This window comes from Chitinophaga chungangae (assembly GCF_017742215.1).
Taxonomy (GTDB): Bacteria; Bacteroidota; Bacteroidia; order Chitinophagales; family Chitinophagaceae; genus Chitinophaga; species Chitinophaga chungangae.
This window is the reverse complement of sequence record NZ_JAGHKP010000001.1, coordinates 1,603,723-1,616,043: the sequence shown is the minus strand read 5'-3', so window position 1 is coordinate 1,616,043 and position 12,321 is coordinate 1,603,723. Positions and strand designations below refer to the sequence as shown.

General features: G+C 46.4%; 16 protein-coding genes and 1 tRNA gene. 16 read left to right on the top strand and 1 reads right to left on the bottom strand.

The features are described from left to right. Positions 1-117: 117 nt before the first annotated feature. Positions 118-447 carry a helix-turn-helix domain-containing protein gene (locus tag J7I43_RS24980; protein ID WP_378108703.1) on the top strand — a complete coding sequence of 110 codons (330 nt, stop codon included), beginning with the start codon at positions 118-120 and terminating at the stop codon, positions 445-447. Positions 448-711: 264 nt separating this feature from the next. On the opposite strand, the gene J7I43_RS06815 is transcribed toward J7I43_RS24980, so the two are convergent. Continuing rightward, positions 712-1,092, bottom strand: coding sequence for a hypothetical protein (locus J7I43_RS06815; RefSeq protein ID WP_209144561.1), 381 nt, complete (start codon positions 1,090-1,092; stop codon positions 712-714). A gap of 126 nt (positions 1,093-1,218) precedes the next feature. Between J7I43_RS06815 and J7I43_RS06810 the strand changes: the two genes are divergently transcribed. The 15 genes from J7I43_RS06810 (at position 1,219) to J7I43_RS06745 (ending at position 12,072) form a co-directional block, all read left to right on the top strand. Further along, a complete protein-coding gene (locus J7I43_RS06810) occupies positions 1,219-1,458 on the top strand; it encodes a hypothetical protein (RefSeq protein ID WP_209144559.1) in 240 nt (79 codons plus the stop codon). A 66-nt stretch (positions 1,459-1,524) separates the two neighbouring features. Beyond that, the gene (locus J7I43_RS06805) at positions 1,525-1,809 is read left to right on the top strand and encodes a hypothetical protein (RefSeq protein ID WP_209144558.1); all 285 of its coding nucleotides are present in this window, start codon (positions 1,525-1,527) and stop codon (positions 1,807-1,809) included. A gap of 1,058 nt (positions 1,810-2,867) precedes the next feature. Then, positions 2,868-2,999: transfer RNA gene (locus J7I43_RS06800), tRNA-OTHER, on the top strand. A 320-nt stretch (positions 3,000-3,319) separates the two neighbouring features. Then, positions 3,320-3,448, top strand: coding sequence for a plasmid mobilization protein (locus tag J7I43_RS24840; RefSeq protein WP_262898644.1), 129 nt, complete (start codon positions 3,320-3,322; stop codon positions 3,446-3,448). A 120-nt stretch (positions 3,449-3,568) separates the two neighbouring features. Continuing rightward, a complete protein-coding gene (locus J7I43_RS06795) occupies positions 3,569-5,614 on the top strand; it encodes an AAA family ATPase (protein ID WP_209144556.1) in 2,046 nt (681 codons plus the stop codon). A 12-nt stretch (positions 5,615-5,626) separates the two neighbouring features. Further along, positions 5,627-6,460: a recombinase RecT gene (locus J7I43_RS06790; RefSeq protein WP_209144555.1), complete on the top strand. Its 834-nt coding sequence runs from the start codon at positions 5,627-5,629 to the stop codon at positions 6,458-6,460. Then, entirely contained in the window at positions 6,460-7,182 is a 723-nt protein-coding gene (locus J7I43_RS06785; RefSeq protein ID WP_209144553.1) for an MBL fold metallo-hydrolase, read from the top strand. Before J7I43_RS06790 ends, J7I43_RS06785 begins: the two co-directional genes overlap by 1 nt. After that, positions 7,182-7,592, top strand: coding sequence for a hypothetical protein (locus J7I43_RS06780; protein ID WP_209144551.1), 411 nt, complete (start codon positions 7,182-7,184; stop codon positions 7,590-7,592). The genes J7I43_RS06785 and J7I43_RS06780 overlap by 1 nt, the downstream gene beginning before the upstream one ends. 433 nt (positions 7,593-8,025) lie before the next feature. Beyond that, positions 8,026-8,280, top strand: a complete 255-nt coding sequence (locus J7I43_RS24975) for a helix-turn-helix domain-containing protein (protein WP_209144549.1) — start codon at positions 8,026-8,028, stop codon at positions 8,278-8,280. 436 nt (positions 8,281-8,716) lie between these two features. Continuing rightward, the gene (locus tag J7I43_RS06770) at positions 8,717-9,490 is read left to right on the top strand and encodes a hypothetical protein (protein WP_209144547.1); all 774 of its coding nucleotides are present in this window, start codon (positions 8,717-8,719) and stop codon (positions 9,488-9,490) included. Further along, entirely contained in the window at positions 9,387-10,226 is an 840-nt protein-coding gene (locus J7I43_RS06765; RefSeq protein ID WP_209144545.1) for a hypothetical protein, read from the top strand. Before J7I43_RS06770 ends, J7I43_RS06765 begins: the two co-directional genes overlap by 104 nt. Continuing rightward, complete coding sequence (locus J7I43_RS06760) at positions 10,223-10,459, top strand: helix-turn-helix domain-containing protein (RefSeq protein WP_209144543.1); 237 nt, start codon at positions 10,223-10,225, stop codon at positions 10,457-10,459. The genes J7I43_RS06765 and J7I43_RS06760 overlap by 4 nt, the downstream gene beginning before the upstream one ends. After that, complete coding sequence (locus J7I43_RS06755; RefSeq protein ID WP_209144541.1) at positions 10,449-10,706, top strand: helix-turn-helix domain-containing protein; 258 nt, start codon at positions 10,449-10,451, stop codon at positions 10,704-10,706. The genes J7I43_RS06760 and J7I43_RS06755 overlap by 11 nt, the downstream gene beginning before the upstream one ends. After that, positions 10,703-11,119, top strand: coding sequence for a DUF1064 domain-containing protein (locus J7I43_RS06750; protein WP_209144539.1), 417 nt, complete (start codon positions 10,703-10,705; stop codon positions 11,117-11,119). The genes J7I43_RS06755 and J7I43_RS06750 overlap by 4 nt, the downstream gene beginning before the upstream one ends. Beyond that, positions 11,116-12,072 carry a DNA cytosine methyltransferase gene (locus tag J7I43_RS06745; RefSeq protein ID WP_209144537.1) on the top strand — a complete coding sequence of 319 codons (957 nt, stop codon included), beginning with the start codon at positions 11,116-11,118 and terminating at the stop codon, positions 12,070-12,072. The genes J7I43_RS06750 and J7I43_RS06745 overlap by 4 nt, the downstream gene beginning before the upstream one ends. Positions 12,073-12,321 lie beyond the last annotated feature (249 nt).

Here is a 12,321-nt window from a genome sequence, read left to right as displayed (position 1 = left end):
ACCGACGCCTTCCTGATCTCCATCAACGCCGTTGAACCCAGATATTCCACTATATATCCCCGGTGAGGCGTGTGGACCAGGCGGAACCCCACCCTAACGACTTTGCCGTTCAACTTTATGTTCCGCAGCTGCTGGGTCATGCCCTTAGACCCCAAAAAATATGCCCCTGTTATCAACTTTGGTAACGCCTTTCCCGGTTTTCTTCGCCTTTTTCGCACTATGAAATCCAAGCAGACGGAGAAGTATTTAACCAAGCTGGGCGAACACATCAAACAACTACGCGAATCTCAGAGGTTAAGCTATCGGGAACTTAGTGCCCGTTGTTCTATTGAACCTGGGAGAATCCATGATATAGAGACAGGCAAACTAAATATCACAGTGTCGACCATCGTAGAGCTTGCTTCCGGCCTGGGCGTTCATCCTACAGAAATCCTGAACTTTGAGTAACACACAATAATATAAGAACTTTTCCTAATTTCTACACCCTTTTTGTTATTGGCAATCCGGCTGTTTAGCCTTTTCTTTGCCTTGTAGCCTGTGAAACCACATTACTACGCACCTACGAAATCCATAACCACAAAGTATTTATTTTAACTGCGCACATTCAGGGCGTATTGCCCCGTATATTTGCTAAAGAATTTAGTATTTTGAATGTTCGTTAATTCCAAACTCCCTCAGCTATGAAAAAGAAAAAACAAACCACCAAATCAATCAAAACTCAAAATCCAAAGTCTTTACAAGATTGGTATTTTTCCTTATCGCTGCTACAGCTTCATCAAAAGAAATCCCTTCCTTCTCCGATTTCAACTGAGCCACTTCGAACAACAAGGCCTTAATAATCGACCGGTCGTCCATACTTCCAGAAGAGGCGGGTGGCTTTTCTATACCGGTTAGTTCATCTTTGAAGGCTGCCGTGAACTCCGCAATATGATCAGCAGTAACCTTTCCTGAAGTCCCTACCAACGTTCCGAAATAACTCTTGTTATACCCCAGCCTAGCAGCAAAATCTTCGTTTTTCAGCCTCTTTCCTTTATTTAAATAAAGCTTTCGCACTGAATTTACTAACTCCTGATACTCTTTTTTGAGTTTCATTTAACAAACAATTTGTTTTACTGAACAAAATCTAAATCTTTCCATTTGTAGCTATTTCTATTGTTTTCTATCTGTTTCTGTCTTAATATTGCATAACAGTTAGCAATTACGAAAACGATTATGGCTATGAACGATGCAAATATAAAGAATGATTGCAATACACGCAGTTTGACACCCGTGGTTTACGAAACATTAACTAAACCGCAGCGAAATAAGCTTGCCAAGGTGATCCTTGGCCGAAATAACCTTAAAGCTACCTATCTGGCGTGCGACTGCAGCGAGTTGACCATAAAGAGGGCTATTGCCGGGATGAATCTTTTCCCCGAAACGGCCGCCAAGATCCGCGCTTTCCTCGAAACTAAATAATCACTCACCTGGCTTACTTAACTGGCACTTTTGAAAAGCTGGGATCACCCTATAATATCTACAAAAATGCAATTTCTCGACAAAGATCATATCGCCCAGGAAGCTGCTTTCCACATGGCCTGCCACAATGGTTGCAAAGCCGACGCTGAAAAAGCCAGGAAACGGGCAGAAGAAGCCCAATCTACCGGAGCGCGGATATGCATGGAAGGATTGGCCATTGCCTACGAAGAAGTGGCCCAAAGACACCTTGCATACTATCAGGAGAAAATTGAACAGCTGACCGGTCCTGAATCCTTCCAGGCTCAGCTGGAAATAAATGCCTGTGGTATTCTCATTCAAAAACATGCTTAACCTTTAAACTCATTATATGGAACAACTTTCTACTCTCTACGCAAATATCCAGGTGATCCTGGTGGTTGCTTTTGCCTTCGCCGGCGTGGTGCTTTCTTTCAAACTCCGTAAAGACGCCAGACAATGATCTGGTACGTAGTGGCACTCGTTGTATGCTGCTCCGCCGCCCTTTGGTACATCTACAGAAAGGCCCCAGGATCTACCGGGGAGATGGACAAGGACGATGATGATGATACCCAAATGTTCTTGTGATGGCAGTTTCTAAAAGGATTCGACGCCTTAGGGCATGGGATCATGTGAAGGGGATTATCAGTCTGGCAATACTGGCAGCGGCATTTACCATGATTGGGTTGGAACTTATTAAGCGGAGTTAGTTGCATACGGGACAAACGACGATATCATGCCGGCGCCTTTCCAGGTGCTGGACCAATCAGAAACAAAGTTCTTTAAATATTGGGGTTTTATATAGGCTCGGCGCACTTGCCGGCGTCGGGCCATATTTAACCAAGCGAATTTTCATAACGTGGAATACTGATCGGCCGGCTATGTCTATGGCTGGCTCCTTTAGGTTCTCGTTCAAAAATACAAGGTATAGGGATAAATAAGCGAAGGCCGGGAGTGATCTCGCTCCTGGCTGTTTTAAAAAGTTCTTTGAAATTATTCACGCCGAAAGGCACCCAAGGTACAGGGAGAGCAACAACCCTTGAAAGCCCTAAAAACGCGCCTTGGGATATTACTTAACCCGCAGAAACAGGGCGCGCACTTTAACGAGTGTATGTAGAACGTCTGGTAGCTAAAGACGGCCCGAAAACTACGGCGTGAAAATATTCTGGTGATGGTTAGCGCAACCACGGATGCCAGAAAATGGGAGCAGTCCACGGTACTGCGTTTAAGTATTTACTGTTAAGAATACTGCCAGTTTTGAGGTTTGCAGGCGAGAATAAACCTTGGTTGCCTATCGCTTCAGGCGTCCCTTCGAAGGGAAATAGGCGCAATTATATAGGGGCGGGAGTTTGGGTGTCCGGCTCTCTACCGGCCGCGGGGAATCAGCGGCAAATGACCAGGTGGCGGAATGGTAGACGCAAGGTAGGGGGAGCGAAAAATGAAAATAGGCTACGTGCAAACCTTAACGCTCCATACGTGTACGCACGAATAAATCTCATTTGAGGGTTCGAATCCCTCCCTGGTCACGAAAGACACCGCAATAATCCCTAAATGACCGGACGCGGCCGGCATGATCCACCGGCAAACATTGGGGGCAAGCGGGCATTTGTGAGATTATGCCGGGCGTTGAGGATCGTTCCCTCGGCCTCCACGATCCACTCAGACAGCAGAACCGATTTGGAGTAGGGCAACAGGCATGCTAGGTACGAATTAAGGATTTACCGGGATAATGGAATGCCCGTGACAATGCGGAAAAGACGTATGACAGCCTGGAAAGAAACGAAACGAATCTGACCAGCCCGGGAAAGCAGCGGGCACTTTTTAAAAGTCATCTATTACTCATCATATGGCAAAAGTAGAATTCCGCTGTACTGATACGCTGAAAAGCAAAATCCAAAAAGCAGCGAAGAAAGAAAAGAAAAGCGTTGCAGAATACCTCCGGGAACTGGTGGTAGCGGCGCAAAAGAAGAAATAACAAAAGGCCGGTTGACAGGGCCGGCCTTTTTAAAAACCCTCGAAATTATTTGTTACAGAAATAATAAAGGCCCGGCAAGAATACCGGACCATAGCTAAAAGTAAATTGAAAATCAAAGTTATGAAAAGAATTTATTTACAAAACCTCACTCTTCGGAACTTTAAGGGAGTTCTGGACCTGGTGGTAAATTTTTCTTCTGCCACTCGGATTATGGGCGCAAATGAAACTGGTAAGTCCACCATCCTGTCTGCCTTTTACTGGCTGTTAACCGGTAAAGACGAGTTCGACCGGAAAGACTATGAAATTAAAAACACCTCCCGTCCTGAGCTCAACGCTCAATCACATGAAGTGGAAGGGGTCTTTCAGGTTGGAAGTCACACAGTAAAGCTTAAACGCGCGTACCTGGAGGACTGGAAGAAGCCAAAAGGCCAATCCCGGAAGGTATTCAATGGCCACTATACCGACTATTTTGTAAATGATGTGCCCTGCTCTGCTACCGAGTTCCAGTCCAAAGTGGACGAAATGATCCCTACCCACCTGATAAAACTGGTTACAAACCCGATGTTCTTTAATTCCATGAAATGGGACGACCAGCGCCGCGGACTTATTGGGATCGCAGGGGAGATTTCCGACGCTGATATTTTCGCTCAGATTGTTACTCTTGATAATGACTTTTCAAACCTGAAGCAAGTGATCGCCAGCGGAAGGTATAAGAACTTGGATGAATATAAAAAAGAACTGGCATCCAAACGCTTGTTGTTAAAAAAGGCTGCGGAAGAATATGCACCGAGGATCGACGAGGCAAAACGGAATTGTCCCGAAGTGCTTAACTGGGCCGGTATCGAAAGCCAGATTAAGGATGTCCGTTCGCGGATCACGGCCATTGATGACCAAATCGCAGACGCATCGAAGGCCCAGCAGGAGAAGCAAAAGGGGATTACTGAATTGCGCAACCAGGTGTTCTCAAAGGAAAGCGCGATCGCGGCAATCCGTAACCGGGTGAAAACCGGCCTGCTGGACAAGAAAAACGACGGCGCCGGTGAAGTCTCCTCGCTCCTGAAGCATATTAAAAGTATCGGGGATGATATCATCCGTGCCGCGGAAGATATTAAGAGACGAGAGCAGGCTATCGAAAACTGCCAGAAAGAGGTTGCCCGACTGGATGCCCTGATCGAAAGCAACCGGAAGAGCTGGTCCGAAATAAACGCCGAAAAGTTCCAGTTCGATGAATCATCCTGCAGCTGCCCAACCTGCAAACAACAGCTTCCTGCCGGGCAGATTGAAAAGACTAAAGCAGACCTGCTCAAAAACTTCAATGAGGATGTTGCTGCGCGGAAGGCCGAAGAAGTTCGCAAATCCAACCAGAGCAAAGCGGAAAGGGCCCGACAACTGGAAGCCATCTCCGGCTTACAGTTGTCTATAACCGAACTGGAGGCGACAATCACTGGGGACAAAGCCAGGCTCCCAGACCTTCAATTGAAACTCGAAGCACTCCAACAAGAGGATAAGGGCAAATCCATCCCGGATATCGAAGCAGCTGTGGATTTGCTTATGGAAAAGAACGCTGATGCGCTGAACTTGAAGGATGAAATATCCGAACTCACAAAGCAGATCAATGCAGCTACCGCAGCACTCGGACAACCATCAGACTTCGAACAAGAGAAGTCCGAAAAGGCGCAACTGAATGTAGAGCATGAAGCCTTACAAAAGAGCCTGGCCATTCGTGAAACCATCGAAAAGACGGGTGCGAGAATTTCCCAGCTGGAGGCGGAAGAGAGTGCCAACGCTCAGGAAATCGCCAACATCGAGCAACGACAGTTCGAGGTGGAGTCATACACCCGTGTCAAGATGGATATTCTGGAACAGCGTGTGAACGGCATGTTCCGGTATGTTTCCTTCCGCCTTTTCGAAACACAGGTTAACGGTGCAATCGCTGAAACATGCGTTTGCGAATACAAAGGTGTTCCCTATCCCACGCTGAACACAGCGGCCAAGATGCTGGCCGGGCTGGATGTGCTGGAAACTTTCTCAAACCATTATGGAATACATGCCCCTGTTTTCTGCGACAACAGAGAATCAGTGAGCTTCATCCCGGAAAGCAAATCTCAACTCATAAGCCTTTTTGTTTCACCCGCTGATTCCACGTTAAGAGTGGAGGCTGCGTAATCCTTGCCATACATGCAAACTAATAACACCCCCGTCGTACAAAAGCCTAAAATTGAAGTCCTTAAGGACATCATGAAGGCCCCAAGCATCCAGGAGCAGTTCAACAACGTGCTCAAAGAAAACTCAGGTGTTTTTGTCGCCTCAATCATTGACCTGTATAACAGTGACAAAAACCTTCAGAACTGCGAACCGAAGCAGGTAGTTATGGAGGCTCTTAAAGCCGCCGTTCTTAAACTACCGGTGAATAAAAGCCTTGGATTTGCCTACATCGTCCCTTACAACGAAAGCTACAGAGACGGTGAGGGGAACTGGCAGAAAAAACAGGTTCCGCAGATGCAGATAGGCTACAAGGGGCTAATTCAACTGGCCATGAGAACGGGGCAATACCGAATCATAAACGCCGACCTACTGTACGAGGGTGAGCTTAAAACCGTCAACAAACTTACTGGGGAGATTGATATGTCGGGGGAAAGAACCAGTGACAAGGTGGTCGGTTATTTCGCCCACATCGAAATGCTCAACGGGTTCACTAAGACCCTATACTCTACGGTTGACAAAATATCAGCTCACGCGAAGAAATACAGCAAGTCTTTCAGTTCAAAAAATTCGCCATGGACTACAGAATTTGACGCCATGGCCATTAAAACGGTCCTCCGTAACCTGCTTTCTCACTATGGCTTCCTGTCGGTCGAAATGATTGGCGCCATGGCTAAAGACATCGAAGGCGACACCGTGGGAGACGAAGTAGACCAGACTATTCAGGAAAAAGCCAACAGGGTGGAAATGAAATTCGATGATGCCGAGGTTGTCGAAGAGACCGAAACAAAAGAACAAAACCCGATCTGATGAAATTGGTAGTCATAGGAAGTAACAGCGCCGGAAACTCTTACCTACTCCAAGGGGAGAATGAAACCCTCCTGATAGAGTGCGGAGTTCACTTTTCGAAGATTAAAAAAGCCTTAGGGTACAACCTACAGAATGTTTCAGCCATTGTCACTCATTCCCACGGTGACCACTCAAAGTCCATAAAGGACGTCCTAAATGCAGGAATACCGGTTTGGGCAGGGGTAGAAACTTTCAAAGCTTTAGGAATTGAATCACACCACCGGGCAAAGACCATTGTTCAGGGGTTATCCTACAAGATCGGGAATTTCAAGGTGAAGCCATTTAATGTGAATCATGATGTGCCTTGCCTGGGATTTCTGATTCAACACCCGGAATGTGGCCTTACGCTCTTTCTGACGGACACCTATTTCTGTGACTACGTTTTCCCAGGACTGAATAATATTATCGTAGAGTGCAACCATGCGGAGGACATTATTTCATCAAATGGCACCCCGCGCTTTCTTCATGACCGGATTATTCAGTCTCACATGAACCTGGAGACTTGCAAAAGCCTTCTGAAGGCAAACGATCTCTCTTGCGTAAATAATATCGTGCTCATTCACCTGTCGGACAGTAACAGCGACGAAAAGAGATTTAAACGAGAAATCACTGAGCTGACCGGAAAAGAGGTTCACATTGCTACGGCTGGCCTTTCTATCAAATTCAATAAAACCGCTATTTAATGTCAGAAAGTGTTTGCCATATCGAAAACGGACAGATAAAGAATCCTACCGACATACGGAAACAGTTTTCGGGTCTGAAAGATGGAACATACCTGGTAAAAGTGTCTGCCCGGAAGGTGCGGAGCCTTCATCAGAATGCATATTACTGGGGTGTGGTTTGCGATATGGTAAAGGACGGCCTGATTGAAGCCGGATTTGCTGAGGTTTCATCACCGGACGATGCGCACGAAGTATTAAAAGGGCTCTTCCTGAAAAGGGAAATTGTGAGCCTGGAAACAGGGGAAGTGCTTACAGGCTCAAAAAGCACTACAGAACTGACTACCCTGGAGTTTAACACATACATAGAGAAAATACAACATTGGGCGGCTGAGTATTTGGGCATCAGCATCCCGTCACCAAATGAAAATTAGTTAACCATGGTAGGACAAACATTTTCACGGACGCTGACCACCAAAGGTCAAAAGGTAACCATCTGACGGAAGATCACCGGGGAATACAATCAGTACGGCCGCAGGTTCTATGTACTGTACAATCCGGAGACAAAAATGAGCATGGAGGCGGTAGCGGATGATTTCGACCGGGAATTTAAGGTTACGGGATCTTCTCCCTTCATTCACCGGAAGGGGTACAAAGGGAGAAATATTTCCGGGGCACAAAAACTTGCATGACCCTGGACTGTGACATAATCAGCCTCTTCCATCCTGCAGGTAAACAAACAGTATACGGATTGAAAGGAGAAAAGGTAACCCTGATAGCGGAGCATGGACATGTGCTGATTGTACAGGGTAAGAAAGGAAGATTTCCAGTTAGTAAAGACCAAATTCAAGAGTAATACACACAGCTATGAATTTAACCACATCCTCACCGATCAATGTAGAGAAGCTTTCCCGACAGAACAAAATGGTATACGATCACCTAATGAGGGGTGAAACCATAACCACCCTTCAAGCGGAACGCCTCTTCGGTATACGGAACTTACATAGCAGAATTCCTGAGCTGAAAAACGCGGGGGTCGTGATCTATGACCGGATGGTTAAGCACCAGGACCGGTTCGGCGAGTTAACAAAGTGCAAAGAGTATTCATTGACAGAATTTTAGTTATGGCGACTAGAAAAACTTACTCAGATAAATTGAGAGACCCACGGTGGCAAAAGAAACGGCTGGAGGTTATGCAAAGGGATTCTTTTACGTGTAGATGGTGCTTAGCCACTGATATAACATTAAATGTCCATCACCTGACTTACAACGGCGAACCCTGGGAGGCTGACGAAAATCACCTATTGACGATATGTGAAGATTGTCATAGCAATGACCATAAGTATCGAAAAGAGACCGAGGCTGAGTTACTAAAAAGCCTCAAACTTCAAGGATTTAGCTATGAAGCGATAGGACAGTTAGCGAGGGGATTTGAAGCCATTGAGCCAGGGGGTGACAGAGGATTTCTGGCAATGGCCTTGGAATGGCTATTAACAAGGTCAGCACGGCGAGAAAAATTAGTGGATGACTTTAGTGATGAGATATTTAACAGTTGACTATGGCTAAAAGGTTCACAGATACGGACAAATGGAAAAAAGCATTCATCAAGAGCTTGCCGGCTGAATACAAACTTTTCTGGCTTTACCTTCTGGATGAATGCGATCACGCAGGAATATGGCATGTTGAATTCGAACTGGCTGAAGTGAGATTGGGAGTAAAACTTTCGAAAGAAAAAGTCCGCGGGCTGTTTAAAGACCGAATTTTTGATTTCGATAATGGATCAAAGTGGTTCATACCTGACTTTATTTCTTTCCAATACGGGGAACTGACAGAAAAAAACCGGGCGCATAATTCAGTACTTCAGCAGCTAAAAAAGTACAATCTATTAAAAGAAGGTAAGGTGCATATAAGCCCCTTACAAGGGGCTAAGGATAAAGAACAAGATAAAGACAAGGATAAAGACAAAGGGGGTGTGGGGGAAATTCCTTTCGTGGCAAACGGATATTTCCCGAATGAGGAAAATAGGAGCCTGGAGCTTCCGAAGAACAAAGCAGAAACCGCGGCCGAGCGTGTTAGGCTTACATTAAAGCAGAGCATCGACATGACGCAGGTGTATGGGTTGTGGGAAGTTTTCAAAGACCAATATTTCACGGGGAAAAAATATTATGACAACGAAGGGGCCATCTACCAACACTTTAGTAACTGGATCAAAGATCAAAAGTTCACCAATGGAAAATCAGGAAAACAAACAGTTGCGGGTAGTATCGACGCGATTGACGCCGCTACCGCTGAACTCCTCCGAGATATCAATGAGGCAGCAGGCCAGCGGTGAAAAGATATCGGAAATGCCGATTAACACCCTCCTGGCTAAGCTATCTAACTCCCTTAAGGAAATTTGCCTTATGACTGGACTGAAAGTAGAAGAAGCGACCGGGAAGGAGTTTACCAAGCTATTTGCAAAGTTCGTGTTAAGCCACTACGGGTATTTAACCGCTGGAGAATTATCATTGGCTTTTTCGCTGAATGCAGCCGATGAGCTCCCCACCAAAACGGTGTGTTACGGCTCAAATCTGACCATTGAATACGTTGGGGCTATCCTATCCTCGTATAAACAGAAAAGAATGGCTCTTGCGTCTAAAATCGCCCTTTCTGCATCACACGAATTACCTACTCCTGAGTTAACCAAAGAACAGAAGGAATCAGAAGCTAAGGAATTTTGCAATGAGTATTACAAAAAGTGGCTGGAGCGAGATTTTTCACCTGTAACAGCGCTTTACGCCTACATGGTGTACGACACCCTAGACAAGGCAGGAATTATTTCACTGACGGTGGAAGAAAAAAAACACTGGTTTGCCAAGGCGCAGGAACAGCGTGAACGAGAACTGAGTGCCCCGTCAATCGACCGGCAAGAAAGGAAAGACTATAACCGGATGATGGAAGCGTACATGAACAACTCGGTGCCGCAGGAAGAAAAAGACCTGGTAAAAAACTATGCCAAGAAACTGGCTCTTCTGGACTATTTCTCCTCGTGGAAGTTAGAGGGAAAAGTTAAAATTTTCGACATATGAGTGGGAAAGACTTCAAGAAGATAATAGGAAACAACCTTCGGGCGCTACGGATCAAAAAAGGGTGGAATCAAAAGGTTGCAGGAGAGAGAACCGGAATTGCGGCCAAAACATACCAATCATACGAATATGGTCGTGCCGCCCCTGCTATTTTCGTCCTGGTAAGGTTGGCCGAATTTTACGGCATTACTGTAAACGATTTACTGACAGAAAACTTTGAAAAGAATGAAAATTAAAGGGAAGCAAGATTTTCTGAAAATGCTCGCCTGCAACCTTCTTTTCCTTCGAGAGACGAAGGGGTTGAGCATGCAAAAGCTGTGCGATGAAATGGAAATAAATAAATCAAATTACGCAAAGTGGGAAGAGGGAGTTTGCGCGCCACGGTATGGCCCGATCATTACTCTTTCAAGATACTACGGGGTGACCATCGATGACCTGCTGACAAAGTACTTAAGCTACGGAACTGGTGTAAAAGCGGCATGAGTAAGAAGCAGACCAGGTTTACAACGGAGTATCTGGCGAAGACAGCCTGCGCCTCACTTAATCCTCACCTTTTTGACCAGCCGGAAGAAAAGAAGAAGAAAAAGAGCAAGTACGGAAACAAAAAAACGGAGATAAACGGGATCGAATTTGACAGCATCCGGGAGGCGAAGCGATACAAACACCTTCTCTTCCTGCAAAAGATCGGAGAAATAGCCTTCCTGAAACTGCAGGTGCCGTATGAGTTGAATCCGGGAGGAACTCACAGTCTGATTTACATAGCGGACTTCGTATACATGGAGGCGAAAACGGGGGAATGGGTGGTGGAGGACTCAAAAGGAATGCGCACCGCGGTCTACCGAAAGAAACGAAGGTTGATGAAGAAGGTTCACGGGATAACGATAAAAGAAACATGAGACACGCATCACTTTTTACAGGAATAGGCGGTTTTGACCTGGCGGCAGAATGGCTGGGGTGGCAAAACATCTTCCAGTGTGAAATTGACCCGTGGTGCCAGAAATTACTGAAACAGAATTTTCCGACAGTACAACATCGATATGGCAATATCAAAGAAACGGACTTCAAACAATGGGCAGGCAGAATTGATATTCTTTCCGGAGGATTCCCTTGTCAGCCGTACAGCACAGCAGGTAAGCGCCTCGGAAAGAATGATGACCGGCACCTCTGGCCGGAAATGCTTAGAGTTATTCGAGAAGTTTCCCCGCGTTGGATTGTGGGCGAAAATGTTCGCGGGCTTACTAATTGGAATGGAGGGGTGGTATTCGACGAAGTGCAGGCTGACCTGGAAGCTGAAGGCTACGAAGTCCTCCCGTTTTTACTTCCAGCTTGCGCCGTCAACGCTCCGCATAGAAGGGACCGTGTCTGGTTTATTGCCCACAGCACGCGCAAACGATGCGGAGAAACGGGGGAATATTTCCTGCGATCCTCGGAACGGATTGCCCGGTTTAGCAGTGAATGGAATGCTTCCAACGCCGAACGTATTCGATGCGAAGGGGACATTCTTACAAGGGAAGGAATACAATGGGCTGAACAAGCACGGCAAAAAACTTGGGCAAGCGGTTATAAGGATGGGGTTGCTCCCTACTCCGACAGCGATCAGCGACCCGAAAGGGGGTTGTACGCGGACGGACCCGGCGCGGCAACAATATACACTAGCCTATGCGGTGCATGGGCTAGTGGGAGAGCCTGGGAAGACTTCCCAACTCAATCCCCTGTTTGTGGAAGAGATGATGGGGTTTCCCATCGGGTGGACAGACTTAAAGGATTAGGAAACGCGGTTGTTCCGCAGGTTGTACTTCAAATCTTCAAAGCAATTGAACAGTATGAACTACTTAGAATACCGGCTTAAACTGAAACTGGAAGGCAAGCCCCCAAAGGAAAAGAAGGTATACCGCATACCACGAGAGAGCAAGAAACGGGCGAAGATCAACCGGGAGTATGCGAAGAAGTCACGGCCGGTTTGGAGGGGGCAGCCATGCGAAGTAAAATTGAAGGGTTGTACGGGAATGGCGGAGGGTATCCAGCACATCCGCGGTAAGGTAACTATGGAATTGCTTTTGGATTCGGACAACTGGATACCCTGCTGCAATTCGTGCAA

Bases quoted from the DNA above. Each gene is read 5' to 3' on its own strand.
- J7I43_RS24980 (WP_378108703.1), top strand. From the start codon at position 118: ATGTTCCGCAGCTGCTGGGTCATGCCCTTAGACCCCAAAAAATATGCC.
- J7I43_RS06815 (WP_209144561.1), bottom strand. From the start codon at position 1,092: ATGAAACTCAAAAAAGAGTATCAGGAGTTAGTAAATTCAGTGCGAAAG.
- J7I43_RS06810 (WP_209144559.1), top strand. From the start codon at position 1,219: ATGAACGATGCAAATATAAAGAATGATTGCAATACACGCAGTTTGACA.
- J7I43_RS06805 (WP_209144558.1), top strand. From the start codon at position 1,525: ATGCAATTTCTCGACAAAGATCATATCGCCCAGGAAGCTGCTTTCCAC.
- J7I43_RS24840 (WP_262898644.1), top strand. From the start codon at position 3,320: ATGGCAAAAGTAGAATTCCGCTGTACTGATACGCTGAAAAGCAAAATC.
- J7I43_RS06795 (WP_209144556.1), top strand. From the start codon at position 3,569: ATGAAAAGAATTTATTTACAAAACCTCACTCTTCGGAACTTTAAGGGA.
- J7I43_RS06790 (WP_209144555.1), top strand. From the start codon at position 5,627: ATGCAAACTAATAACACCCCCGTCGTACAAAAGCCTAAAATTGAAGTC.
- J7I43_RS06785 (WP_209144553.1), top strand. From the start codon at position 6,460: ATGAAATTGGTAGTCATAGGAAGTAACAGCGCCGGAAACTCTTACCTA.
- J7I43_RS06780 (WP_209144551.1), top strand. From the start codon at position 7,182: ATGTCAGAAAGTGTTTGCCATATCGAAAACGGACAGATAAAGAATCCT.
- J7I43_RS24975 (WP_209144549.1), top strand. From the start codon at position 8,026: ATGAATTTAACCACATCCTCACCGATCAATGTAGAGAAGCTTTCCCGA.
- J7I43_RS06770 (WP_209144547.1), top strand. From the start codon at position 8,717: ATGGCTAAAAGGTTCACAGATACGGACAAATGGAAAAAAGCATTCATC.
- J7I43_RS06765 (WP_209144545.1), top strand. From the start codon at position 9,387: ATGGAAAATCAGGAAAACAAACAGTTGCGGGTAGTATCGACGCGATTG.
- J7I43_RS06760 (WP_209144543.1), top strand. From the start codon at position 10,223: ATGAGTGGGAAAGACTTCAAGAAGATAATAGGAAACAACCTTCGGGCG.
- J7I43_RS06755 (WP_209144541.1), top strand. From the start codon at position 10,449: ATGAAAATTAAAGGGAAGCAAGATTTTCTGAAAATGCTCGCCTGCAAC.
- J7I43_RS06750 (WP_209144539.1), top strand. From the start codon at position 10,703: ATGAGTAAGAAGCAGACCAGGTTTACAACGGAGTATCTGGCGAAGACA.
- J7I43_RS06745 (WP_209144537.1), top strand. From the start codon at position 11,116: ATGAGACACGCATCACTTTTTACAGGAATAGGCGGTTTTGACCTGGCG.